Below are 25,645 nucleotides of genomic sequence, written 5' to 3' on the forward strand. Positions count from 1 at the left end.
CTAGAAACAAAAACAGCCACATAGAGCGTGGCTGTTTTTGTTTCTTATCTGTATAGGCCGGTGTTTCGGCTTCTTTTCGTAAGCTTCAGGTCGCGCAGCAGCGCAGATCTGGCGTTGATGGTAATGTTGTACCCCCGCATAATTCCGAAAGGAACCCAGCCAATGCTCATGTCCCAGCAGTGCAGGTCGCGGTGAATGTTTACGTTGGCGTGTGCAATGTTATGGTTCACGAAATCGTAGGTGGCGTTATAGGACACCTGCCATTTCTCTGTAATACCCAGGGTGCCATTCATGCCTGCTGTTTGATTGATGGTGACAACATTTGTCAGACTGCGGTTATAAGACAGGGTGTAGTCCAACGAAAGTGTCCACGGAATTTTAAAGTCAACGTACTCTGGCAGCAAAGGGTCCATGTCCTGCTGCAGGGCAGGCAGGTTCGTCGGGGAGGTGGTTTCCGTTTGTCTTGCCTTCGGGTTCAGGTTGGTGCGCAGGTTCAGGTTGGCATTGGTTACCCTTGCCAGCCTGAGCTTTGTGATGTCAAAGTAATACTCATCTACTCTTCTGGCAACACCTGCATCGTTCGTGCTGATTCTGTAGGGGTCGAAACTGGATGCCAGGGTAACATCCACCATCTTGAACAGGCGGGTGTTCATGGTAAGCCGGATAGGAGCAAGCCTGAAAGAGTCGGCCGCAAAGTCATAGCCGGAGCTTAGCCTCAGGTTGTTGATAAGCGTCACCTTCTCAAACTTCGTTTCTGCTGTGGCCGTGTCAGATTTAGCGCGCACCTTCATCTCAATGTTATTGTCTATCGAAAATCCCATCGCGCTGCTGAGAGAAGAACCTGGTACTCCGCTTCTGAAACGCGGCAGCGTCTGTACCCGCGCCAGGCTGGTGCCGGGGTCTACCCCGGTCACAAGTGTCTGATAGAAGCCAAAGCGGGCATCGCCAAAATCAGGACGGTAGTTGTAGCTTATGCTTGGCCTGACAAGGTGACGGATGGCCTCCACGCGCTTGCCTTTGACGTAGGCGGTACCGTAAATAGTTGTGCTGAGGGAGGCTCCCGCAGCATACTGGTACACCCGGCCAAAGTTTGTGGTGTCTATATCTACTTTTTGAGAATCAGGGTCGAAGCGGAACGAATATTTCTCATCCAGCCAGGACTCGCTGTAACTAACGCTCGGTGAAAAGTTGAAAAACCTGAATACTTTGTAATTACCAAGGCCGATGCTCAGGCTGTGGTCAGCCTGTTTTCTACCATTGTCCCAAATCTCTTGCAGGGTGTTGAAGCTGATAGGAAGTGTTGTGTCGGCCTGGGTTTCGCCAATCACGTTCGTTAACCCCGGAAAAGTCCGTGCAGGTACATAATTCGATACCTCATTACGGGCTCTCACGTTGTAGCCAATCGTGAAGTTTTCGTACCAGGCGCCGGTAGAGGGTGCATCCGTGAAAAGTTCATAAAGGCTTACCGTTGTCATGCTCAAGCTCAGGTCAGGAAGCACAAAGTTCATCCTGCCGGTAGTGGTGTTCTGGTCCTGGCGCGCGTTGATGGTATAGCTGAACGGTGAGTTCGGTATCGTTTTCTGATAGGATATAGAAGAGTTAAAGGACGGCGACAGGTAATTGGCCGTGTTGGTATAGTTTATACGCTGGTGCAAGGTGCTACCTGCCCGCACATTGGCCGAGAAGCGGCCACGGCCCGGCTTCTGCACCGGTGTGTGCGACCAGTTGATCCAGAAGGTCCGCTGTGTTGGCGGCAGCACGTTTTCGTTTGTAGACCTGGCGCTGTAGGCTATGTCTGCCTCATCGTTCTTTAAAAAGTTGTAATCAAAGCTGAAGGAGCCCCTGTAGCCGTAGCGCTTCACATAGTCGGTTTTAGCATCTATGTTATAGCCTCCCAGCGAGTAAATGTCTGCCTGCACCAGCGTGCCAATGTAGTCGTTCCAGGCAAAGTAGTAGCCAATGTCCTGCAGGTAAAAGCCACGGGTGTTTTCTCCAAAGCTCGGCACCTGTATACCAGACGATCTTTTCTGCGCCTTAGGGGTAGGGAAGAGGCCGAAAAGAAAGCCCAGTGGTGTTGGAATATCTCCGATTACGAGGTTGAACGGTCCGGACATCACCTTATCGTTCGGTATCACTTTAAATTTCTGGGAGCCAATGTAAAAGTGCGGGTGCTCCAGGTTACAGGTGGTGTAGCGAGAGTGCAAGCCAAAGAACTCGTTGTTTTCGTTTCTTTTTACCACCTCCGCATGTATGTAACCCTCGCCCTGTTGCGTTACTACCTCAGAAATGCGCCCCCTCCTGGTTTTATAGTTGTAGGCGATTCTTTTGGCTGCGTACGTCTCGCCTCCATCTGTAAACAAAGGCACCCCCAGTTCTTTGCCGGTCGAGTCGGTGAGCGTGGTGGCGGTGAGCATGTTGGTCTCGTAATCTATCTCGATGTAGGCGGCATTCAAAGACATGGTGCCATAGTTGATTTTGGCATCACCATAAAGGTGCACCACCTTGCTGTCTACCTCAAAGCGTATAGAATCTCTGGCAGCGTATTTGATGGTCGTCTGGATATCACCTCTCGGGGCGGAAAGGGTTACAGAGTCCTGCGCAGTAAGCGTTGTATCCTGCCCTGCGACAGGCAGTTGCTGCAGTTCCTGACCCTGCACTCTAAAAGGTGCAAGAGTGGTAAAAGGCAGCAGTAGTAAAAAAATTAAAAAGTGGCGCAAATCTTCAGAGTTCCCTAAAAGTTTACTTATTTTGTACAAAGTTATTGTTTAACTTTTAACTAACGAAAGTTGTGAAAAATATTGTTGCTGTTTCGTTTCTGGCTATCGTTTTAATGCTGTTTTCTTCTCATAAACTGGAATATAAGAGAAGCTATAAACTGCGTACGGTTGTGATAGATGCTGGACATGGGGGGAAAGATGTGGGGTGTAACGGGAAGTTTTCACATGAGGCTGATGTTGCCCTGAAGCTCGCCCTGCAGGTAGGAACGCTCATAGAGCAGAACCTGCCCGATGTAAAAGTGGTGTATACCCGCAAAGATGACAATTTTGTGGAGTTGATTGACCGGGCGGGCATCGCCAATAAAAACAATGCTGACCTTTTTATCTCCATTCACCTCAACTCAGGGCCAGCTACTGCGTTCGGAACAGAAACCTACACCATGGGTATCCAGAAGTCTGAAGGCAACCTTTTAGTAGCCAAGCGTGAGAATGCCGTGGTTTTACAGGAGGACAACTACAAGGAGAACTACAACGGCTTCGACCCGAACTCACCGCAGAGCCATATCCTGTTTACGTTGCACCAGAGTGCTTATATAGACAACAGTCTGCGCTTTGCCGACAAGGTAGAGAGCGAGTTCCGCGACAAGGTGGGGCGCAAGAGCCGGGGCGTGAAGCAGGCGCCCTTTCTGGTGCTCTGGAAGTCCTATATGCCAAGTGTGCTGATTGAGTGCGGTTTCCTGACTAACCCGACAGAAGAGAAATTTCTTAACGATAAAACGGGGCAAACGTATATGGCATCAGGTATATACCGGGCCTTCAAAGCATATAAGAAAGAGCTGGAGGTCATGAATTAATACAAAACACTCTTGCGTGAAAATATCTAAAGAAGTAAAAGTAGCCTTGTTGGCCATAGCAGCCATTGTCATCCTGTACTTTGGCTTTATGTTCCTCAAAGGTTCTGACTTGTTTTCCGACACCAGCTCTTACTATGTGGTGTATGACGATGTGGACGGACTGACTGCATCTAACCCTGTCATGCTGAACGGTATCAAAGTAGGTACGGTGCAAGGCATGGAACTGCTGGTAGACCAGGGGAACCAGATACGGGTACAAATAGATGTAATGAAAGAGCTACAGGTAGGAGACTCTACCATCGCTGCTCTCGCTAACTCAGACTTTTTGGGGGGGAAGGCCATCACGCTGTATCTCGGTAATAGTACCACCTACTATGACGGCGGCGAACAACTTATTTCTTATAAGCAAAGCAGCATCGCTGACATCATCTCGACTAAAACAGTACCGGTAATAGATAAAGTGGACACCACCCTTGCCCGTGTAAACAGAATGCTGGAAAGCGAGGCAAAGGGCAATGTGCAGGACATACTGGCTAACACAAGAGCTACCACTGCGGCCATAAACGAGATTCTTCGGTCTAACCAGGAAAACATCAACCAGATCACTTCTAATATTAACGCCCTTACGGCTTCCCTGCGCCAGACAGAGCGCAACATTAACCGGTTGGCCCTGAACATGGCCGAAATCACGGACACGCTTAAACAGGTCGAAATAACCCAGTTGGTGCGGAATGCCAACGATGCTGTGGCAGAGCTGGAGGCGGCCGTTACCAAGCTTAACACCAACCAGGGCTCTATGGGAAGACTGATGAACGACGAGGCGCTGTATGAAAACCTGAACAACTCTACAGCATCACTCAATGCGCTGCTTCGGGATATTCAGGCATATCCGAAGCGTTACGTCAACTTCTCTGTGTTTGGCCGCAAAGACAGGTACAAGGTTGATGAAACAGGCCGTGTGGTGTCGTTGGAAGAAGTAAAAGAAATGCAGGACCGAAACCCGGAAGAGTTCCGCACAGTGCCCGATACAGTTTATGTGCCTGTGCCGGTACAGCAAACAGGAACCGGGGCCTCCGCAGTGCCTGCTAAAGCCGACTCGGTTAAATCAAACTAAACCCTTAAGGCGTAAAAATTGTATATTTGTGAAATCCGCTTCCAAAGGCGGATTTTTCTTTTTGTTCTGTCAAACCTACACCTCAAAACAGTCTGCATGGATATTGAATTCAACAAAAATGAAGATGCCTTAAAGCAGCTGACGTACCAGCTGAAAACAAAGCTAAACAAAGTATACCAGGGGGGAGGAGAGAAGCGCATCCGCAAGGAGCATGAGAAAGGCAAGATGACGGCACGTGAGCGTATCAGCTACCTGCTTGATGATGACACGGAATTTTTAGAAATTGGTGCCTTTGCCGGTGAAGGCATGTATGATGAAGTGGGCGGATGCCCCAGCGGTGGTGTGGTAACAGGTATCGGTTACATCAAAGGCCGGCAATGTGTGGTAGTGGCCAATGACGCCACAGTAAAAGCAGGGGCATGGTTCCCGATCACAGCCAAAAAGAACCTGCGGGCACAGGAAATCTCTATTGAGAACAAACTGCCGATTGTGTACCTGGTGGACAGTGCCGGCGTTTTCCTGCCCATGCAGAACGAGATTTTCCCGGATAAAGAACACTTTGGGCGCATGTTCCGCAACAATGCCGTAATGAGTTCAATGGGTATCGTGCAGATAGCCGCTATTATGGGCAGTTGCGTGGCAGGTGGCGCTTACCTGCCCATTATGAGCGATGAGGCGCTGATAGTAGAGGGAACGGGCTCTGTATTTCTGGCAGGCTCTTACCTGGTGAAATCCGCCATTGGCGAGACCATTGATAATGAGACGCTGGGTGGTGCGACAACGCACTCAGAGATATCCGGTGTTACGGATTACAAATGCAAAGACGACCAGGAGGCCCTGGACCATATCCGCAACATCTTCGACAAGATGGGCGACAACCCGAAAGCAGGCTTCAACCGGATGGCGCCTGCCGATCCAAAGCTGGACGAGCAGGAGATTTACGGTCTGCTGCCAGCCGACCGTGCGAAGCCTTACGATATGATGGACATTGTGCTGCGCCTGGTGGATAACTCTGAATTTGAGCCTTACAAAGACCTTTACGGACAAACCCTAATCTGTGGCCTGGCCCGTATCGACGGCTGGTCAGTGGGCATTGTGGCGAACCAACGCAAGATCGTGAAGAGCAAGAAAGGCGAAATGCAGATGGGGGGCGTTATTTATTCTGACTCAGCCGACAAAGCTGCCCGCTTTATCATGAACTGCAACCAGAAAAAGATTCCGCTGGTGTTCCTGCAGGACGTCTCCGGGTTTATGGTGGGTAGCAAGTCAGAGCATGGCGGCATCATAAAGGACGGCGCCAAAATGGTGAGTGCCATGTCTAACTCTGTGGTGCCGAAGTTTACCATACTGATTGGCAACAGCTACGGGGCCGGCAACTACGCCATGTGCGGCAAAGCCTACGACCCGCGCCTGATCTACTCCTGGCCAACAGCCCAGCTGGCCGTGATGAGTGGGGCAGCGGCTGCTAAAACACTGCTGCAGATCCAGGTGTCCTCGCTGAAAGCAAAAGGGAAGGAAATTACGCCGGAGGCAGAGGCAGAACTACTGGAGCGTATCACAAACAAGTACAACGAAGAGCTGTCACCTTACTATGCGGCTGCGCGTCTGTGGGTGGATGGTATTATAGATCCGTTGGAAACACGGAAAGTTATCTCTATGGGAATTGAGGCTGCCAACCACGCGCCTATCGAGAAGAAGTACAATGTAGGGGTGATACAGACTTGATTAATTGGTGAAGAATCCAAAATCCCGGATAAAAAATAGGAAGTAGCGCCCTGCCTGCCGTACACTTAGATAGAAAATATGAGGTGCAAGGGCAAGAATGCCAGTGGTTTCTGATTTGGAAAGATAATCCATCAGAAATAGTACGTTTTTTGTCTGCAACTTTAAAGGGCCTCGGTTCTGTTTTGAGTATTGAATTTTTATATAGGAGAGTATAGTGACGAAGAAAGAAATTAAGGCGCTGATCTCGCTGTTAGAGGATCATGACCACGAGGTGGCGCAGCATGTTGAACAGCGGATAGTGTCGTTGGGAGAAGGAATAATACCGTTTCTGGAGGAAGAGTGGGAAGAGACGCTTGACTCAGACCTCCAGAAGAAAATAGAGGACCTGATTCATAACCTGCAGTTTGAAGGGCTGCATGTCCGGTTGAGAGCCTGGAAAGAAAATGGCGCTGAGAACCTGCTGGAGGGAATGTGGCTCGTGAATTCTTACATGTATCCTGATGTGGAGTTCGGCGATATCACGAAAACAGTAGACCAGCTTTACTTTGATGCCTGGAGGCACATGAAGGATGAGATGCATCCGTATGACCAGGTGAAGTCGCTGAACAATGTGCTGTTCCGGGAAAAGCGCTTTTCTGCAAATACCAAAAACTTTCACTCGCCGGCCAACTCAATGCTGCACCTGGTGCTGGAAACAAAGCGGGGAAACCCGCTGACGCTCTGTGTTATTTACATGACGCTGGCGCAGCGCCTCGGAATGCCGGTGTATGGTGTAAACCTGCCCAACCTGTTTATCCTGACATATAAGATGGATGGCTTGCAGTTTTACATCAACGTGTACAACAAAGGGCTCATCCTTTCGAAGGCAGACATAGACAATTATATCCTGCAGCTTAACCTGAACCCAGTCGATATATTCTATGAGCCATGCTCTAACTTAGATGTGGTGAAGCGGGCACTGCGTAACCTGTCTTTCTCATTCGAGAAGATGGATGACCTGGAAAAGGCAACAGAAGTAACCAAACTGCTTACTGCCATCACTGATGAAGAAACCGGGATTTAAGCAGGGCAAGGGTACATAAAAAAGGAGCAGGCAACTTAACTAAGTTGCCTGCTCCTTTTTTATGTGTTATAGTCTAATACTTCTTAATCAAACAGCCGGTGGCACGTTTATCAAGTGTGGCAACGGTTTTGTTCGCGAGTACCGAGTCAATAACGCTCCTGAGGTAATAGTTCTTCACCCCACTCTCCACCTGCGGGTTGTCGTCTATCGCTCCTTTGTACTTCAGCACAAACTCGTTTCCTGTGTTGTGCAGCACAAAAACTTCCGGTGTTTTGGTAGCGCCAAACTGCCTGCTGATCTTCTGGCCCTCATCGGCCAGATATGGAAAGCTGTAGTTTTTTGCGGCCATTGTCTCCAGTGTCTCACCACCGTCTCCTAAGCCAGGATTTACAAAAACAAACTGCACTCCTTTGTTGGCATAGGTGCTGGCCAAAGTAACCAGGCGGTTTTCGTACAATTTAGCGTAGGGGCACTGGCTGTTGGTAAACACCAGTACCACCGTTTTGGCATTGGTGAAATCAGCCAGGGAAACAGTCTGGTTGTTACTACCCTTCAATGAAAAGTCCGATACTTTGTCGCCCAGCTGATAGCCACCAGACTGAGCAAAAGCACCAACTGAAAGAAAAAAGGCTGTAGCAAGAGAGGCTAAGTAGTTCATAAGGGTTATCGTTTGTTGTCTTATTTAATCACTGTCAATGCAGTAAGTAAGTACGTGTTCCTGAAGCGTGGCGTGGTGAATCTGATACAATTTAGAAAAATTTTCGATTTGTACACGGCCCTGCAGCACATTTGGCTCTTTTCCCGGCCTTACCAGCAAGTTTTCCTTTAACACCAGCTTTTTACGGCTGTACAGTTTATACAATGTTTCTTTGGCGCTCCAGTAAAGACAGGTAGCCGTTTCGTCGGAAGCCGTGTATTGCTTCTCCGCTTCTGTAAGAAACTTATCTGCAACACGCAGCGCCTTTGGGGTTATCAATTCAATATCTATGCCAACCTGATGCTGCCCTGAAACTATAACAGCAGCCAGGTGGGGTGAGTGCGTTAAGGACAGGTGCAGGGGCTGGTCCGGGAAGTACGGCTTGCCGTTTTCATCCCGTGCCAGCACCAGTGGCTCAGGTGTGATGTGCCGTAGCAACTCGTAAACCAGTACCCGGCTTGCCAGCCACTCCTGTTGCCGCATGGGGTGTGTCTTGCCAGCCAGGGCGCTAACATCAGCATAAGATGGCAGCATGGCACGTAGAACCGCTGCAGGCTCCTGCAGTTGCCAGATGCCGAGCCAGGTGTGTGTGTCTACTTGTCGGGTGAGGAGAAGGGGCATAGCTAAATTGGCATGGTGGAGGAGGTTTTATTCACGCACGCACCGAAGGTTCGGCGTATTTATTGTAAATTTAGCTAAAATTAGACATTTAATAGCGTTACGGCATTATGGCCAGTAAAGTACAAGTACAAAAAATAAGCACCCTTACCGGGCACCGCGATTGTGTTTATAGCCTGGAGCGGTCGGGGGAGGAGCACATTGTTTTCTCAGCCGCCGGCGATGGAATGGTGGTGGCCTGGAACCTGGACGATCCCGAAAACGGAGAGCTGATTGCACGGGTAAATACGTCGGTATACGCCCTGCGCTACATGCCGGAGCGGAACCTGCTGCTTATTGGGCAAAACCAGGAAGGCTTACAGGTTATCGACCTGAAAGATAAAAAGATACTCAAGTCGGTACCGCTGCCTAAAGTGGCGATCTTTGATATTGCCTATATTCCTGAACTCCAGAAAATTATGGTAGCCATGGGCAACGGCGCCCTGTGTGTGTTGAACAGCGACACATTTGACTTGCAGACCATCGTGCGCAAAACAGACCAAAGCGCGCGCAGCCTTGCTTATAACCCGCAGACCCAGGAATTGGCTGTGGGCTACAGCGACAATAAGATACGCATATTTGATGCCGGAACCATGGAGCTGAAGCATGAGCTGGCTTCCCATACCAATTCTGTTTTTACGGTGGCTTATTCGCCGGATGCGAAGTTGTTGCTGTCGGGCAGCCGTGATGCGCACCTGCGGGTGTGGGAGGTAACGGAGAACTACAAGGAGCGCGGTTATACCATTGCGCACATGTACACCATCAACCATATTGCTTACAGCCCCGACGGTCAACACTTTGCCACCTGCAGCATGGACAAGTCTATCAAGGTTTGGGATGCCAGGACCTTTAAATTGCTGAAGGTGATAGACAAAGTGCGGAATGCCAGCCACGGCACATCCGTGAATAAATTATTTTGGTCGGCTCATCAGAATCAGTTAGTTTCGTGTAGTGACGATCGCACCATTTCGGTCTGGGATATTAAAGAGCTTGAGTTATGAAGATTACACCATTAGAGATCAGACAAAAAACGTTTGAGAAGGCTTTCAGAGGGTTAGATAAGGACGAGGTAAATGCCTTTTTGATGACGCTCTCGCAACAGTGGGAAAAATTGCTGGACGAGAACAAGGACTTGCGCATGAAGCTGGACGCTTCGCACCGTGAAACCCAGAAATTACGTGAGGTAGAATCTTCACTCTACAAGACACTGAAAACAGCGGAAGACACCGGTACCAGTATAGTAGAGCAGGCAACAAAATCTGCAGAGCTGAAAGCCCGCGAAGCCGAACTAAAGGCAAACGAACTGCTGAACCAGGCCCGCAACCAGGCCCGCCAGGTGCTGGAGGAAGCTACCAGGCAGTCAGAAAAACTGATTGCCGAGATGAAGCAGGAAGTAAAAGTGCTGGAGCAGGACTACCAGCGTATGGAAGGCCACCTGGACACGATGGTGCGTGAACTGAAGAACCTGGCCAACGAAGCCCTGGAGAGAGCTGAAAAGACAAAGGCAAAACCTAAAACCAGTACACAGAGTATTCTTTCAAGAGCCGCCGACGTGAAAGTAGAGAGCGCCGAGCTACTGAAAACCTTGAAAGAAATGAAAACTACTACCGAGCCTACGCCATACCAATTGGCAGAATCTACAGCAGCCAATGCACCTGTAGCCATCCATAACAGCAACGGGTACCACCCACTGGGTGATCCTGCGCCGGACGTAACACAGCCGCAACCAGAGGTGCCAAGCCCTATTGAACCAATGGTGCCCAATGTGCCGTCTCCTGAAATCGAGCCAGTGCAGCCGGATTACCCAGGACGTGTGCCAGCCCCGGATATTGAGCAGCCTGTACCAGACATAGAGCCCGTACAGCCGGATAAGCCGGAAATACAGCCTCCCCTGACGGAGCCATCGCGTAACACCTATGCTACCAGCGGTGCCGGCGCAGTAAAGCAAACTGCAACTGCCGGGTCTTTTTTTGATGAAATAGGCTAACACGGCGATGGGACAGATTGCGCTGGAAGGCATGGAGTTTTTTGCCTTCCACGGCTTTTATGATGAGGAACAGAAAATCGGCAACAAGTACGGCATTGATCTAATTATAGATGCAGATCTGCGCCGTGCCGCCGAAAGCGATGACCTGCACGAGACGGTTAATTACGAGGTGCTGTACAAACTGGTGCTGACAGAGATGAAGACACCGGCCCGTTTGCTCGAACACCTCGGGCACCGCATTATAGATAAGGTGTACGAGAAGTTCCCTTTTGTGCAGTCGGTAAAAGTAAACGTATATAAATTTAACCCACCTCTCGGAGGTATCTGCCAGTGGGCAAAGGTGAGCTTGGAGGAAGTAAGGTAGATTAAAAAACATACAAATACAGGATACAGAAATTTTGTCCTGACAACACAAAAGCGGCTGGCTCATGAAAGGGCCAGCCGCTTTTCTATTTCTGCAGGTTCAAGTACTCTTTCTCCCTTTGCTGTTCTATTACTTCCAATATGACAAGAACGGGAAACTGTTACTTTATTCACTGGTCCCGCTGGAATCAAAAGCTTAACAAAGACCTCATAAACTAAAAAAGCCTGCAGAAGCTGCAGGCACTTTAGGTATATGATTAGGTAGTATTAGTTTCGTTAAGAATTAGCTCAGGAAGGCGTTCAGCATCCAGAGCGTTTTCTCATTCTCATTAATATCTTCGCTGATGAGGCCAACTGTACCCTCATCGCCTGATTCAGCGGCTAATTTAAGAATCTCGCGCTCCAGGTCCAGCAAGGTGCTCAGGTTCTGGTGTGTCACCGACACAGTTTCTTTGTCGCCGCTCAGGTTGCCTGCTTCCTGTATGCTGGATACCCGCACATAGTCTGAGAAGGTATGTAGTGGCTGCTGCCCGATTGTAAGAATACGCTCTGCAATGGCGTCAATTTTGGTGAGTGCCACCGTATATAGTTCCTCAAACTTTGCGTGCAACTGGAAGAAGTGAATACCCTTGATGTTCCAGTGGAAGCCGCGCAGGTTCTGATAGTATAGATGATAATTGGCCAGCAACTCGTTTAGTCTTTCAGCAATCTGCTGGCTTGTTTCTTTCTGTAGTCCAATATTAGTTAGTTTTTCCATAGTCAATTTTCTTTGTTTGTGTGTAAGAATATGTACAAAGATTATGCTAGTATGTTTATCAATCAAATTGATAATAGTTATATATGTATAAGTTTTATCTATTTATTAACTTTGTCTGTGCCTGTAAATGACTAAATCAGGTATACTTATATAAAACTAATATACCCGGCTGATGACACTTGTGCAGTTAGAATATTTGGTGGCGGTGGACACTTACCGTCATTTTGCCACCGCAGCAGAACATTGTTTTGTAACGCAGCCTACGCTCAGCATGCAGTTACAGAAGTTGGAGGAGGAGTTAGGTGTGCAGCTTTTTGACAGAAGCCGGGTACCAGTGCGTCCGACGGAAGTAGGCAAAGATATTATTGCACAGGCCCGGATAGTGCTGGCAGAGGCCAAGAAGGTGCAGGAGATTGTACTAAACCAAAAGCAGGAATTAAGCGGCGAACTGCGGGTCGGGGTTATCCCCACACTGGCACCTTACCTGATTCCCCTGTTTATTACCAACTTTTTGGAGAAGTACCCGAACGTGCGGGTAGTAGTGCAGGAACTGCTCACCGAGCAGATTGTAGAGAAGCTGAACCATGAGCTGCTGGATGTAGGATTGCTGGTAACGCCGCTGGAGAACAAATCCATCAGGGAGCTACCTCTTTTTTATGAAGCCTTTGTGGCATATGTAAATCCGGACCATGGGCTGGCAAAGTCCAAAGCAATTGATCCGAGCCAGCTGGACCTGGAAGAACTGTGGGTGCTGAACGAGGGCCACTGTTTCAGAAGCCAGGTGCTGAATATCTGTAACAGGGGCGTGCATGTGGGCACCGAAGGTAAGGGACACCTTGATTACAGGAGCGGCTCACTGGAAACACTCAAACGTATAGTAGAGACACAACACGGGCTTACACTTCTACCAGAACTGTCGGTGCTGGAGATGCCGGAGGAGAAGCTGCAGTTAGTGCGCCCTTTCCAGGAGCCACAGCCGCTGCGCGAGGTAAGCCTGGTCGTACACCGCAGCTTCCTGAAGAAAAAGCTGGTAGAGGCTTTGCAAAAAGAAATTATCGCTGCTGTGCCCGAGAGCATCCGAGAAAGAAAGAAGCAGCAGGTAGTGGCGGTAAAATAGTTTCTTTCAGGCGGAAAAGTGCCAGCTCCGCACTTTTACTGTTGATAAACCGCCACACATCCTCTTGCCTGGTGCTGCCGCTCACCACCCGAAGAAATAACTTATGAGCCTGAAACAAGGTACATGGCATAGAGAGAACAAATACACAGGATATGCTTGCCGGACCTGGTAACAGGTGACGGTGACACGTACCAAATCAAACCATGCGGTTCTTTACCTCATTACTTTTCTTTCTTTTCTTAGCGGTTACAGGACTTGTGCATGCACAGGCGAACGATTCACTGGTTGCGAAGCCTTTTCAGCTAAGTGGGGCTGTGGATGTATATTATGGGTACGACTTTACAGAACCTGCCGGCAAAAACCGCCTTTATACTACGCAGGCCTACCGGAATAACGAATTTAACCTGAACTGGGGCTTTCTACAGGCTGATTATAATACAAACCGTGTGCGGGCTACCCTGGCGCTGCATACAGGCTCCTATGTGCAGGCAAACTATGCAGATGAGCCAAATGAGCTGACCCGGCTGATAGCACAGGCAAACGCAGGTGTGAAACTGGCAGAGGGCCTTTGGCTGGATGCAGGTATCCTGCCGTCGCATATCGGGTATGAGTCCACCTTCTCCGGCGATAACGAGATATATACCCGGGCACTGATGGCAGAAAACTCCCCCTACTTCGAGACAGGGGCGCAGCTAACGGCAGAGGTGTCCTCAAAAGTAAGCCTGACGTTCCTGGTGCTGAATGGCTGGCAGAACATCCAGGAAACAAATGATGCGAAATCTCTGGGCTTTGGCATCAGCTACACTCCGACAGAACAGCTGGAGTTGAGCTATAACAACTACTATGGCAATGAGGCACCTGAGGGAGTAGAAGCAAAGCGAAGGCTCTTTCATAACTTCAACGCCCGCTGTATCTTTTCCGATAGGTTCACGGTTGGGGCCAGTGCAGATTATGGTCGCCAGGAATTGTTTGACAGCAACGAGAAGGGTACTTGGAATGCAGGGTTGCTTGTTGCCCGCTACAGGTTGAGCGACCGCTTTGCTCTGGCCGGCAGAGTAGACCACTACAACGATGCAGACCAGATTATTGTTAAAACCGGAACCGCTGCTGGCTTCCAGACGTCAAGTGCCTCCCTGAATTTTGACTACATACCTGCCCCGGACTTTCTGTGGCGGTTTGAAGCACGCGGATATGGCTCCAAAGACAACATCTTTCATGGCGAAGATGGAAGCAGTAGAAATAATTTACTGCTGGTAACTTCTTTTTCGGTGAAACTGTAAAAGGGCTGAACCCTGAACAGGTTATACAGCTTTGCTTGCAAAGCAGCGAAGTCCGTGCCTTTTAGTAAAAAAGGAAAGGCTGCCTTTGCGGGGCAGCCTTTCCTTTTTTACTGTATGTAAGCGCGTGTGCTGGTATCGCTCATTAAGCGTTGATGCCAGCTTCTTTCAATGCCTTTACCATAGCATCTCCAATTTCAGCCGGAGATTCCACTACGTTTACGCCATTCTCACGCATGATTTTCATTTTAGCGGCAGCTGTATCTTCAGCACCACCCACAATGGCACCAGCATGGCCCATGCGGCGACCTGCAGGAGCGGTCTGGCCAGCGATGAAACCAACAACTGGTTTCTTATTGCCAGTCTCGCTGATGTACTTGGAAGCCATGGCCTCATAGTTACCACCAATCTCACCGATCATCACGATGGCATCTGTCTCAGGGTCTTCCATCAGCAACTGAACAGCATCTTTGGTAGGTGTACCGATGATAGGGTCACCACCGATACCGATGGCTGTGGAAATACCCAAACCAGCTTTCACAATCTGGTCAGCAGCCTCGTAAGTCAATGTACCAGACTTAGAAACGATACCAATGCGGCCTGGCTTAAACACGAAGCCTGGCATGATACCTACTTTCGCTTCGCCTGGCGTAATCACACCCGGGCAGTTAGGACCGATCAATGTAACATCCTTATTCTTCAGGTAGTTTTTAGCCTGCACCATGTCTTTTACAGGAATACCCTCCGTGATAGCCACAATAACTTTGATGCCCGCATCAGCAGCTTCCATGATGGCGTCGGCGGCAAAAGCTGGTGGTACGAAAATGATAGATACATTGGCGCCAGCCTTTTCAACAGCCTCTTGAACTGTGTTGAAAACAGGTCGGTCGAGGTGCGTAGAACCACCTTTTCCTGGGGTCACACCACCAACTACGTTAGTGCCGTACTCGATCATTTGCTGTGCATGGAACGATCCTTCCGAGCCTGTGAAGCCCTGCACGATCACTTTCGAATCTTTATTTACTAAAACACTCATGTGTATCTTGTTTAGTTTGTGTATTGACGGTCGAACTATAAGCTTGTGCAAAAATAGGCTTTTTTGTGGCCCCTGCAAAAAATAGTTGTCCCTAATATAGTGTCTGGCAATGTAGTGCGACGGAACAACTTCGTCCTGTTACGCTGTTGGTTAAGTGTCCGGAACGACTGCCACCGTAAACACGTAAACGCATTTTTTGCTTTATCCGTTGGCAACAAGCGTGTCCTGCTTCTGCGTGGTCTATAGCCGGCCACAGAGGCAGCAGAAAGGTGCACCTGCAACGTGTTGTGGTGCTGCCTGTTCAAAACTTAAAACGATTTAAATTCTTACATTGCAATAAAAACAAAACAGATGAAGTATCTGAACCATATTACCGAGGCAATCGGTAACACCCCGCTGGTTAAGCTGAACAATGTAACCAAAGGCATCAGGCCTACAGTGCTTGCCAAAGTAGAGTACCTGAATCCGGGCAACTCTATCAAAGACCGCATGGCCATCAAAATGATAGAGGACGCGGAGGAAGCAGGTATCATAAAACCAGGCGGAACCATCATTGAGGGAACTTCCGGCAACACGGGTATGGGCTTGGCGCTGGCCGCCATTGCAAAAGGGTACAAGTGTATTTTCACACTCTCTGATAAACAAAGCAAGGAGAAGATTGATGTGCTGAAGGCAGTAGGCGCCGAGGTAATTGTGTGCCCTACCAATGTGGCGCCAGACCATCCGGATTCCTACTATTCAGTTGCAAGGCGCCTGAACCAGGAAATTCCGAACTCGTTTTACCCAAACCAGTACGACAACATGTCGAACACGGCAGCGCATTACGAGTCCACAGGTCCGGAGATTTGGGATCAGACAAATGGTGATATCACCCATTTTGTAACAGGTGTGGGCACGGGCGGTACTGTTTCCGGTATATCCCAGTACCTGAAAGAGAAGAAGCCGGAGCTTATTACGGTGGGTATTGATACCTACGGCTCAGTGTTCAAGAAGTACAAGGAGACTGGTATTTTTGATGAGAAGGAAATTTACCCTTATGCTACAGAAGGTATCGGGGAAGACATTCTGCCCAAGAACGTGAACTTTGACCTTATCGATACCTTCCTGAAAGTATCGGACAAGGACGGTGCCGTGATGACCAGAAGGCTTGCCAAAGAAGAAGGATTGTTTGTAGGCTGGTCTGGTGGAACGGCTGTATATGGTGCCCTGGAGTATGCCAGAGAAAATGACCTGACAGAGGATGACATGATGGTAGTAATATTGCCCGACCACGGATCCCGCTACCTGGCCAAACTCTACAATGATGACTGGATGCGTGCTCAGGGCTATATTGACTAAGTATTCAGTATATTAGCTAAAAAGGGAAGCCCGGGTTTGATGAGCCCCGGGCTTCCCTTTTTAGCAGGAGGGAGAACATTGCCATTACAGCATGGTTTTATTTTTTTTAGTAGGAGAAGATTGTATACTTTTACAGACACAGCCATAGAGCTTTATTACGGATTCTGAAGGAGCGAAATGTTAGTTTGCAGCTTCTAACCAACAGGCACAAACAAGTAAAGAGCTGAAGTGTCAGGTAGCCTGTTGTAGAGGCAGTTACAGGCGAAACAAGGAGAGGGAGTTGCTGTTTGTGGAGTTTCTATAAACTTCTTCATCTGATTGCTCCGTATACAGAGATGCACAGGGTTTAATTATACAAATGAAAAAGAAATTATCAGGCGTCTTACTTATTGACGACGACGATACAACGAATTTCCTGAACCAGCGCCTGATCGACAGGATGAAGATAACAGATAATGTCCGTACGTTCGTGAATGGTAAGCAGGCCTTCGACTACCTGTACAATGTTAGCAATAACAATTACGAGGAAAAGAACAAAGATTACTTTAAGCCTGAGCTGATATTCCTTGATATCAATATGCCGGTGATGGATGGGTTCGAGATGCTGTCACTGTACGAGCGCCTTGATGCCAGTTTCCGGAACAACATTATTATGGCCGTGCTCACCACCTCCACACATCCACAGGATACTGCCAATTTTAAGCGATACAATGCCGAGTACCTGACAAAGCCCCTGACAGCCGAAAAAGTAAATGCGCTGCTTCAGAAACTTTATGCTCAGAAAGAAGCATAGCCAGTACAGCATTAAAACAGAAGCGGGCCCTGCATGATTTGCAGGGCCCGCTTCTGTTTTAATGTAACATCAGAAAGAGAAACCGCCGTTAGACTTCATCAACAGGTTAAGGAGCACACCAATGCCTGCCAGCAGTAGCCCTAGCGCAATAAGCCGTTCCAGTTTTTTACCCCGTGGCGTTTTTTTCTTAAACAGGTTGCCTACCACCGAGCCTACGGCAAAAGCAAGCATCAGGGGCAGGCTGCGGCTCCAGAGCACATTGCCCAGCAGAAAATGGCTGATGAAGCCAGTAAAACTGGTGACCACCAGTATGAAAAGGGAGGTGGAGGTGGCAATCTGGGCCGGCATCCGGAAAAGCTTTATCATCATGGGCGTCTGCAGAAAGCCTCCCCCGATACCGAATAATCCTGCCACCGTACCAGATGCAAAGCCAAAGATAGACACCACGCCGCCGTTAAGCCGGTAGGCAAGTTTTTTCGCCCTGTTTTTCCGGATAAAAGAAGTAGGCGCACGCCGGATGCGGTACATCATGCCGGTATGCCGCGGTGCTTCTTTCTTTTTAGGAGGCAACAACATCAGCACGCCAATGCCTAACACAAACACCGCAAAAACCATCTGTAGCTCCTGCACAGGCAGAAAAGCTACCAGGAAAGCCCCCAGCACTGTTCCTGCCATGGCCGGCAGCTGAATCAGGATGCCAACCAGATAATCTATGCTTCGGTCGCGCAGGTTAAAAAGGGAAGCAATAATGGCTCCCGGCATCATGGCCGACATGGTGGAGCCGATGGCAATCTCAATGTTATAGCCAAAAAAGATAATCAGGATAGGAACGAGAAACACACCTCCGCCAAAGCCTACGGTTGTTCCAAACGCACTTACAATGACACCCACTATAAAAAGTACGAGCTCCTGCATCTGCTTTGGCTCCCTTTTACGGGGCCTGTGATATGTTCTTAATCTTTTTCTGCCACAGATACGAATCTGAATTCATCTCCGTTGAAAAGGCCTTTGTCGCTCAGTTTCAGGGAAGGTATAACCAGCAGTGCCATAAAAGAAAGCGTCATAAACGGCGACTCCAGTTTGCTGCCCATCTCTTTGCTCATACGGTCCAGATCGGAGTAGTGCGCTGCCACCTGGTAACCATCCTCCGCCGACATGATGCCCGCTACAGACAGCGGCAGCAATTGCTGCACACCGGCACGTACGGCAGCCACACCACCTTTGGATTGTATGATAAGGTTCACAGCCCTGGCAATGCTTTCATCATCCACACCCACGGCAACAATGTTGTGCGAGTCGTGGCCTACAGAGGAGGCAATGGCTCCTTCCTTTAAGCCTATATTTTTGATGAAGGCTACGGCCGGTGGCGCATTTTCATAACGGTTCACTACGGTTAGCTTCAATATGTCCTGCGCCAGGTCAGGCACTATAAAGCCGTCCTCAACCTTTGGTGCTGCCCAGGTTTCTTTTGTGATGAGCTGCCCGTCAAACGCCTCCATCACCCGGATTTTTGTGGCGTCCCCGGACAGTACCGCAAACTCTTCCGGCGATTTGAGGTCTGTGTTAAAGTTGTTGATTTCTTCGCTTTCCGAGAAAGCAATCTTAGACTTGCCGTGCGCTGCCACCAGTTGCCCGTCCAGGTAAGTGGCCTGCACGTTAAAGTTGTCCAGGTTATCCACCGTAATAAAGTCGGCGGGATCTCCTTCCCGTAGCAGGCCTACCTCCAGCTTATAATGCTCTACCGGGTTCACGCAGGCGGCCTGCAGCACGTGAAACAGGTTGTTGCCGGCTGCCAGCGCCCGTTTTACCAGCAGGTTAATGTGTCCTTCCACCAGGTTGTCCGGGTGTTTGTCATCGGAGCAGAACATGATGTTTCGGTAATGCTCCGGCAGCAGCGGAATCAGGGCTTCAAAGTTCTTTGCCGCGCTGCCCTCCCTTATCAGGATCTTCATGCCCGCTGCCAGCTTGTCTAAGGCTTCCTCTGCGGTAAAGCATTCATGGTCGGTGCTGATGCCGGCGGAGGCATACTGCCGGGCATCTTCGCCCCGCAGGCCGGGGGCGTGGCCGTCCACTACCTTGCCATACTTCTGCGCCAGTGCTATTTTCTTCATCACGTCCGGGGCGCGCTGCAGGGTACCGGGCCAGTTCATCATCTCGGCAAGGTACTTTATCTCGTCACGCTGAAACAGCTTCTCAATGTCTGCAGCCGTAATCTCAGCGCCTGCTGTCTCAAAGGGGGTAGCCGGAACACAGGACGGAGCGCCAAAATAGAACTTAAAGGGCACCTTGTTTCCGTTCTCAATCATGTACTCCACACCCTTCAGGCCAAGCACATTCCCAATCTCATGGGGGTCTGATACGGTGGCCACGGTGCCATGCGGTACGGCCAGCCTGGCAAACTCGCTGGGCACCAGCATGGAGCTTTCGATGTGCACATGAGCATCCACAAATCCGGGTAATATATAATTAGTAGCCGCTGTGGCCTCACGAACTATTTTAGAAATGCGGCCGTTTGAAACATGAACAGTGCCTTCGTATATCTCCTGGCGCTGTATGTTAACGATGCGTCCGCTGATGGAAAAATCGGTATGCATGGTAGCAGGTGTTTGTTGAAAATTGCCCTGTTAATGGGCTGAAAACGGTAAATTACTTTATATTTGCATTAAATTCAGTTGATTTGAGAAAGATAATTTCATACCTGATTCTAGCGAGTTTTCTGGCTACGGGCCCTTTGGCCGGCTGCACAGCCAAAACACCTCAGCAAAAAAAGACGGCATCTCTCAAAAGAAAAAGCAAGCGCGGCAACTTACCCTGCCCTTGCGACTCTAATTAAATTCTCTTTTAGTTTCTTTTCTATATGAAGAAAATCGTAATCGCACTCGACGGCTATTCCTCATGCGGCAAAAGCACCACGGCAAAATTAGTAGCAGCAGAACTTGGGTACGCTTACATAGATACCGGAGCCATGTACCGGGCGGTTACATTATATTTTCTGCAGCACCACGTGTCGCTAACCAACCCAAAAGAAATTAAAGATGCGCTGGACAAGATAGAGGTAGACTTCCATTACAACCCCAAGAAAGGACGAAACGAAGTCTATCTGAATGGCCTGAATGTGGAGGATGAGATACGCAAGATGTATATATCGAACCAGGTAAGTGAAGTTAGCGTAGTTCCGGAGGTGCGCCGGGCTATGGTGGCACAGCAGCAGAAAATGGGTAAAAAGCGCGGCGTGGTGATGGATGGCCGTGACATAGGAACAGCTGTTTTCCCGGATGCGGAGGTAAAGATTTTTATGACCGCAGACGTAGACACACGCGCTAAGCGGCGCCAGGAGGAACTGCTGGAGAAAAAGCAGCTAGTGAACCTCGACGAGATAAAGGAAAACCTGCAAAAGCGCGACCACATAGACTCTACCAGAAAAGAGAGCCCCCTGCGCCGGGCTGAGGATGCACACCTGCTGGACACCTCGCACATGACGATTGACGAGCAGGTGGAGTTTGTGATGAATAAGGTAACCTCAAAAATATTAAGAAACGAAATTTCTTTGCAGCAGAACTGAAGCAGAAAAAATGAACGTAACCATAGATAAAAACTCCGGCTATTGTTTCGGGGTAGAGTTTGCGATACAAATGGCTGAGGATGAGATGGAGCATTGCGAAGAACTCTACTGCCTCGGAGATATAGTGCACAACGGAATGGAAGTGAAAAGGCTGTACGAAAAAGGCCTCCGCATCATAGACCGTGAGCAACTGCAGGAGTTACGTGATTGTAAAGTACTTATCAGGGCACACGGCGAGCCGCCGGAAACCTATAAGCTGGCACTGGAAAATAACATAGAATTGATTGATGCCTCCTGTCCGGTGGTGCTGAAACTGCAGAACCGTGTGAAACATGCCTATGACAGTGGTAAAGCCACAAATGGGCAGATTGTCATCTACGGCCAGGTTGGTCACGCAGAGGTAATTGGCCTGGCAGGCCAGACAGGCGATGAAGCCATTATCGTAACAACAGAGGACGACCTGCATAAAATCGACTTCACCCGCCCGGTTACCCTTTTCAGCCAGACAACCAAAAGCACCAAGGGCTTCTACCACATCAAAGCCCTGATAGAGGAACGCATGAAGCAGGCAAACCAGGATAGCACCCAACCCGTGTTCGATGCGAACGACAGCATCTGCCGACAGGTGTCTAACCGTGAACCGCAGCTGTCCAGGTTCTCCACAGAGCACGATGTGATTGTGTTTGTGAGTGGTAAGAAAAGCTCGAACGGAAAAGCCCTTTACAGCGTATGTAAGCAGCACAACCCGAACAGCTATTTTGTAGAAAACGAGGAGGAGTTAGAGGAAGCATGGTTTGCAAATGCTGCCAGCGTGGGAGTTTGTGGTGCAACGTCTACCCCTATGTGGTTGATGGAGCAGGTGGCAAACAGCATTGCTGCCATTGAGGCCGAGCCGGTGTAAATATTCCCGATATACTATATTGGCATTTTTGCTACATTTAGGCTTTGCTTCGGCAAAGCCTTTTTTGTTAATAACAGCACATGAACCGATTCTTCCGCTTTCTGAACGTAATTTTTATGCGAAATATCTTCCGTTACTTTCTTAACGGACTCCTGATCATAGCACCTCTTGCGCTTACTGTTTTTATTGTGGTGGGAATAATCGACTGGCTGGACAGTATATTCGATTTGGGCGTTCCCGGGCTGGGTATTCTGCTGATGGTCATGCTGCTGACGTTGGTCGGGTTTATTGGCTCTTCTTTCTTTGTGAAGCCCTTTTTTGTGGTAACCGAGCGCTTTATGCACAAAGTGCCGCTGGTGAGCATTATCTACTCCAGCATCAAAGACCTTTTCGATGCTTTTGTGGGCGATAACCAGAAGTTTAATCAGCCGGTAATGGTGAAGATGACAGAAGACTCTGAAAACTACAAGCTGGGTTTTTTAACGCAGGATACGCTGGTTTCTATTAATATCGAGGACAAAGTAGCCGTATACTTTCCGCACTCCTACAACTTTTCCGGAGAACTTTTCCTTGTGCCGAGGCGCAACGTAACATTCCTGGATGTGCCCAGCAGCGAGGTTATGAAATTTATCGTATCAGGCGGGGTATCCAAGCTTTAAATTTTAATAGTTGAAAATTGATTGTTGGGGGTAGAAGAACAGGTGTGTCAGAATTTACTACAAGTATTTTATCAGTAGGGAGCGTTTTGCGTAATTTCTATTTAGCTACTTTGCTTATTCAGTACATCATGATTCAATAGGCTAACCATCCAAACATAGCACAACCAACAAAAATAACCAGCAACCCCATACTGACTTTGCCTTACGTCATTCAAAATAGTTCTAAACTGCACTACCGGGTCATTGGGCACGGTAGCCGCACGATGCTGGCTTTTCATGGCTACGGGCAGAACAGCTCCTATTATTATCCAATGGAGCAGGCCCTCGGTAACGACTATACCATTTATGCCTTCGATCTTTTCTTTCACGGGCGCAGCTATCTTCATAAGCGGAGCATGCCCCTCTCCAAAGACTTCCTGCAGGAGCTCATCGAGCACTTCCTGGAGAAAGAGCAGATAAGCCGTTTCTCTTTAATGGGCTTCAGCATGGGCGGCAAATTTGCCCTGACGCTGGTGGAGTGCATGCCGGAAAAAATCGAAGAACTGTTTCTGATTGCACCAGACGGTATCAGAACAAGCTTCTGGTACAATATTGCCACTTACCCCGGTTGGTTGCAGCAGTTGTTTAAGCGCACCGTGGTGAAGCCGGACATTTTCTTCGGGTTGCTGCGCATGCTGGACAAGTATAACATCGTGCACAAAAGCATGCTTCGGTTTGCCCATTATCAGATGGACAGTACCGCCAAGCGCCTGCGCGTTTACCGCAGCTGGATTGGTTTTAGAGAGCTTAACTTCGATATCCGGAAGATTGTGCGCCTGCTGAACAGGCACCAGGTAGCTGTAACGATGTTTCTGGGGGAGTATGACCAGATTATTGCCCCTAAGCGGGTAGGGGTGTTCATTGATGCACTGGATAAAGGTGAATTGGTTATCCTTAAAACAGGGCATTCCTACCTTCTGCAGGATGTGGCATCGCTGCTGCACCGGAAACGAATGAAAGGCGGGCGTTAATATAACCGGCGCCAACAAACATAGCCCCGCCTTTTGTGGTTATTCCTGTACAGGCAATAAACATTGTACCCCTGTAGGAGTATACTTAGCTTGAATTAAAAAGCAATACGGACACCACTGTTGCTACTTACAGGGAGTATGCGCAATTTTGAACCTTCACACCATAAGAATCTATACATGATGAAAAAACCACTAAGCTTTGTTCTTTCTGTTTTTGCCGTTGTTGCCTTAAGTACCGGCTGTTCTAATAATGAGAACGGGGAAAACAATGAGATAACCAAAACAGGACCAACTGAAACACAGCAGGCTCTTGGTGAAACAGGGATTGGCATACCAACAGGCCCAATCGATAAAGACTTAGAAAGAATTACGCTGCCGGAAGGCTTCCGGATAGACTATTATGCCAAGGATGTGGATAATGCCCGCTCCATGGCTTTAAGTCCTTCAGGGATACTTTTTGTGGGTACCCGTGAAGAGGACAAGGTATATGCCATCGTAGATGAGAACCGCGACGGCAAGGCTGACGAGGTAGTGGTGGTTGCCTCAGGTTTAACTATGCCGAATGGTGTAGCCATCCGTAACGGGGCCCTGTATGTGGCAGAGGTCAACCGCGTTATCCGGTTTGATAACATTGAGCAGACATTCCGCAACCAGCCACAGTACCAGGTGGTAAATGACCAGTTTCCGAGCGACGCCCACCATGGCTGGAAATACATTGCTTTTGGCCCGGACGACAAACTGTATGTGCCGGTGGGGGCACCTTGTAACATCTGTAAATCTGAAAAGCCTATCTACGCTACTATCAGCCGCATGAACCCGGATGGCTCTAACCTGGAGATATATGCCGAGGGAGTGCGCAATACAGTAGGGTTCGACTGGCACCCTGAAACAAAGGACCTGTATTTTACAGACAATGGCCGCGACATGATGGACGATAACACACCAGCGGATGAACTGAACCGTGCTACGGAGAACGGGCAGCACTTCGGCTACCCGTTTTGCCACGCAGGTGATGTGCCGGACCCGGAGTTTGGCTCGCAGCGCAACTGCAGTGAGTTTGTGGCACCTGTGCAGAAGCTGCACCCGCACGGTGGCTCGCTGGGGATGAAGTTTTATACTGGTAACATGTTTCCGGAGGAGTATCGGAACCAGATATTTATAGCACAGCATGGCTCCTGGAACCGCTCTGAGAAAATAGGCTACAGCGTAGCAACCGTTACGACAGATGCCAACGGGCAGACCACGCACAAGCCATTTGCTGAAGGCTGGCTGCAAGGGCAGGAAGATTGGGGCCGCCCGGTAGATGTGCTGTTGATGCCGGATGGTTCAATGTTGGTATCGGATGATAAAAACGATGCCATTTACCGCATTACATACCGTAAGTAAAAATACATGCAGGGTTAGAGGGTAGGAGTAGTTGTGGAGCAGCCAACATGCCAGTAGCTGCAAGAGCGGGAGGCGGAAACAGGAAGCTTAACTGCTCCACTCATAACCCAGTATGCACAGTTCATTGTTAATGTTGCCTTGCTGCCTATGAAAGAGGGAAAACAAACACATCCAAAGCCTGAGAAAAAAGTAATCGGAAGGCGTGAGCTGGTCTCGTTTCCGGAGCTGGACATAGATGAGATAGAAGCCAAAGTAGATACGGGAGCTTATACGTCCGCTATTCATTGCTCTGACATACATGAAGAGACGAAGCCAGACGGAACAAAGGTCATTGCCCTGGACCTGCTGGACCCCTCACACCCACAGTACAATCACAAAAAGCTCAAGTTTTCGGAGTATGATCTGCGTGAGATAAAGAGTTCTATTGGTGAGGCACAGGAACGCTACGTTATCCGTACAAAAATAAAGCTCTTTGATGAGACAATAGAAGCTGAGTTTTCGTTGTCGGACCGTAGCGATATGAAGTACCCCGTGCTGATAGGCAGAAAGCTGCTCAAGGGAAGGTTTATAGTGGATGTGTCCCGAAAGAACCTCGCACACAAATTGAAGATCAAAAAAATCAAGAAATAAAG

At 49.0% G+C, this 25,645-nt stretch carries 23 protein-coding genes and 1 pseudogene; 17 read left to right on the forward strand and 7 right to left on the reverse strand.

Annotated features, from left to right (window positions below; translation table 11 throughout):
- Positions 1-44: 44 nt before the first annotated feature.
- On the reverse strand, positions 45-2,657 hold the full coding sequence (locus ACYVB1_RS05445; protein WP_460921423.1) for a putative LPS assembly protein LptD: 2,613 nt from the start codon (positions 2,655-2,657) through the stop codon (positions 45-47).
- Between the two features lie 131 nt (positions 2,658-2,788).
- Between ACYVB1_RS05445 and ACYVB1_RS05450 the strand changes: the two genes are divergently transcribed.
- The 4 genes from ACYVB1_RS05450 (at position 2,789) to ACYVB1_RS05465 (ending at position 7,473) form a co-directional block, all read left to right on the forward strand.
- Positions 2,789-3,571, forward strand: a complete 783-nt coding sequence (locus ACYVB1_RS05450; protein WP_460921426.1) for an N-acetylmuramoyl-L-alanine amidase family protein — start codon at positions 2,789-2,791, stop codon at positions 3,569-3,571.
- Between the two features lie 16 nt (positions 3,572-3,587).
- Positions 3,588-4,685 carry an MlaD family protein gene (locus ACYVB1_RS05455; RefSeq protein ID WP_460921429.1) on the forward strand — a complete coding sequence of 366 codons (1,098 nt, stop codon included), beginning with the start codon at positions 3,588-3,590 and terminating at the stop codon, positions 4,683-4,685.
- Between the two features lie 96 nt (positions 4,686-4,781).
- Positions 4,782-6,410, forward strand: a complete 1,629-nt coding sequence (locus ACYVB1_RS05460; protein WP_460921432.1) for an acyl-CoA carboxylase subunit beta — start codon at positions 4,782-4,784, stop codon at positions 6,408-6,410.
- 214 nt (positions 6,411-6,624) lie between these two features.
- Positions 6,625-7,473 (forward strand): transglutaminase-like domain-containing protein, encoded by an 849-nt coding sequence (locus ACYVB1_RS05465; RefSeq protein ID WP_460921435.1) that lies wholly within the window; start codon positions 6,625-6,627, stop codon positions 7,471-7,473.
- 73 nt (positions 7,474-7,546) lie between these two features.
- Here ACYVB1_RS05465 and ACYVB1_RS05470 read toward each other — a convergent pair whose 3' ends face one another.
- Positions 7,547-8,131, reverse strand: coding sequence for a thioredoxin family protein (locus tag ACYVB1_RS05470; protein ID WP_460921438.1), 585 nt, complete (start codon positions 8,129-8,131; stop codon positions 7,547-7,549).
- A gap of 24 nt (positions 8,132-8,155) precedes the next feature.
- Entirely contained in the window at positions 8,156-8,791 is a 636-nt protein-coding gene (locus ACYVB1_RS05475; RefSeq protein ID WP_460921440.1) for a 4'-phosphopantetheinyl transferase family protein, read from the reverse strand.
- Between the two features lie 107 nt (positions 8,792-8,898).
- Here ACYVB1_RS05475 and ACYVB1_RS05480 point away from each other — a divergent pair, with 107 nt between their 5' ends.
- From ACYVB1_RS05480 to folB, 3 genes are read left to right on the forward strand one after another with little or no spacing between them, the layout of a single operon-like run.
- Complete coding sequence (locus ACYVB1_RS05480) at positions 8,899-9,828, forward strand: WD40 repeat domain-containing protein (RefSeq protein WP_460921444.1); 930 nt, start codon at positions 8,899-8,901, stop codon at positions 9,826-9,828.
- Complete coding sequence (locus ACYVB1_RS05485; protein ID WP_460921446.1) at positions 9,825-10,814, forward strand: DivIVA domain-containing protein; 990 nt, start codon at positions 9,825-9,827, stop codon at positions 10,812-10,814. Before ACYVB1_RS05480 ends, ACYVB1_RS05485 begins: the two co-directional genes overlap by 4 nt.
- Positions 10,815-10,821: 7 nt before the next feature.
- Positions 10,822-11,178, forward strand: a complete 357-nt coding sequence (folB, locus tag ACYVB1_RS05490; protein ID WP_460921449.1) for a dihydroneopterin aldolase — start codon at positions 10,822-10,824, stop codon at positions 11,176-11,178.
- 282 nt (positions 11,179-11,460) lie between these two features.
- Here folB and ACYVB1_RS05495 read toward each other — a convergent pair whose 3' ends face one another.
- Positions 11,461-11,934, reverse strand: a complete 474-nt coding sequence (locus ACYVB1_RS05495; protein WP_460921452.1) for a Dps family protein — start codon at positions 11,932-11,934, stop codon at positions 11,461-11,463.
- 172 nt (positions 11,935-12,106) lie between these two features.
- Between ACYVB1_RS05495 and ACYVB1_RS05500 the strand changes: the two genes are divergently transcribed.
- Positions 12,107-13,051 carry a LysR substrate-binding domain-containing protein gene (locus ACYVB1_RS05500; RefSeq protein ID WP_460921455.1) on the forward strand — a complete coding sequence of 315 codons (945 nt, stop codon included), beginning with the start codon at positions 12,107-12,109 and terminating at the stop codon, positions 13,049-13,051.
- 203 nt (positions 13,052-13,254) lie between these two features.
- Positions 13,255-14,331, forward strand: a complete 1,077-nt coding sequence (locus ACYVB1_RS05505) for a porin (protein WP_460921458.1) — start codon at positions 13,255-13,257, stop codon at positions 14,329-14,331.
- 142 nt (positions 14,332-14,473) lie between these two features.
- On the opposite strand, the gene sucD is transcribed toward ACYVB1_RS05505, so the two are convergent.
- A complete protein-coding gene (gene sucD / locus ACYVB1_RS05510; RefSeq protein WP_460921461.1) occupies positions 14,474-15,364 on the reverse strand; it encodes a succinate--CoA ligase subunit alpha in 891 nt (296 codons plus the stop codon).
- A gap of 351 nt (positions 15,365-15,715) precedes the next feature.
- Here sucD and ACYVB1_RS05515 point away from each other — a divergent pair.
- Positions 15,716-16,699 (forward strand): annotated as a pseudogene (locus ACYVB1_RS05515) (PLP-dependent cysteine synthase family protein); the annotation flags it as partial.
- A 361-nt stretch (positions 16,700-17,060) separates the two neighbouring features.
- Complete coding sequence (locus ACYVB1_RS05520; protein WP_460921464.1) at positions 17,061-17,495, forward strand: response regulator; 435 nt, start codon at positions 17,061-17,063, stop codon at positions 17,493-17,495.
- Between the two features lie 69 nt (positions 17,496-17,564).
- On the opposite strand, the gene ACYVB1_RS05525 is transcribed toward ACYVB1_RS05520, so the two are convergent.
- Positions 17,565-18,410 carry a sulfite exporter TauE/SafE family protein gene (locus ACYVB1_RS05525; protein ID WP_460921467.1) on the reverse strand — a complete coding sequence of 282 codons (846 nt, stop codon included), beginning with the start codon at positions 18,408-18,410 and terminating at the stop codon, positions 17,565-17,567.
- A gap of 38 nt (positions 18,411-18,448) precedes the next feature.
- Positions 18,449-20,089 (reverse strand): adenine deaminase, encoded by a 1,641-nt coding sequence (gene ade, locus ACYVB1_RS05530; RefSeq protein ID WP_460921470.1) that lies wholly within the window; start codon positions 20,087-20,089, stop codon positions 18,449-18,451.
- A 263-nt stretch (positions 20,090-20,352) separates the two neighbouring features.
- Between ade and cmk the strand changes: the two genes are divergently transcribed.
- The 6 genes from cmk (at position 20,353) to ACYVB1_RS05560 (ending at position 25,643) form a co-directional block, all read left to right on the forward strand.
- Positions 20,353-21,057 carry a (d)CMP kinase gene (cmk, locus tag ACYVB1_RS05535; protein ID WP_460921473.1) on the forward strand — a complete coding sequence of 235 codons (705 nt, stop codon included), beginning with the start codon at positions 20,353-20,355 and terminating at the stop codon, positions 21,055-21,057.
- A gap of 10 nt (positions 21,058-21,067) precedes the next feature.
- Positions 21,068-21,958, forward strand: a complete 891-nt coding sequence (locus ACYVB1_RS05540) for a 4-hydroxy-3-methylbut-2-enyl diphosphate reductase (protein WP_460921476.1) — start codon at positions 21,068-21,070, stop codon at positions 21,956-21,958.
- An 80-nt stretch (positions 21,959-22,038) separates the two neighbouring features.
- The gene (locus ACYVB1_RS05545) at positions 22,039-22,617 is read left to right on the forward strand and encodes a DUF502 domain-containing protein (protein ID WP_460921479.1); all 579 of its coding nucleotides are present in this window, start codon (positions 22,039-22,041) and stop codon (positions 22,615-22,617) included.
- Positions 22,618-22,814: 197 nt separating this feature from the next.
- On the forward strand, positions 22,815-23,627 hold the full coding sequence (locus tag ACYVB1_RS05550) for an alpha/beta fold hydrolase (protein WP_460921482.1): 813 nt from the start codon (positions 22,815-22,817) through the stop codon (positions 23,625-23,627).
- 177 nt (positions 23,628-23,804) lie between these two features.
- Positions 23,805-25,013, forward strand: coding sequence for a PQQ-dependent sugar dehydrogenase (locus tag ACYVB1_RS05555; protein ID WP_460921485.1), 1,209 nt, complete (start codon positions 23,805-23,807; stop codon positions 25,011-25,013).
- A 147-nt stretch (positions 25,014-25,160) separates the two neighbouring features.
- Positions 25,161-25,643 carry an ATP-dependent zinc protease family protein gene (locus ACYVB1_RS05560; RefSeq protein WP_460921488.1) on the forward strand — a complete coding sequence of 161 codons (483 nt, stop codon included), beginning with the start codon at positions 25,161-25,163 and terminating at the stop codon, positions 25,641-25,643.
- Positions 25,644-25,645 lie beyond the last annotated feature (2 nt).

It is taken from the genome of Pontibacter brevis, from assembly GCF_054779655.1.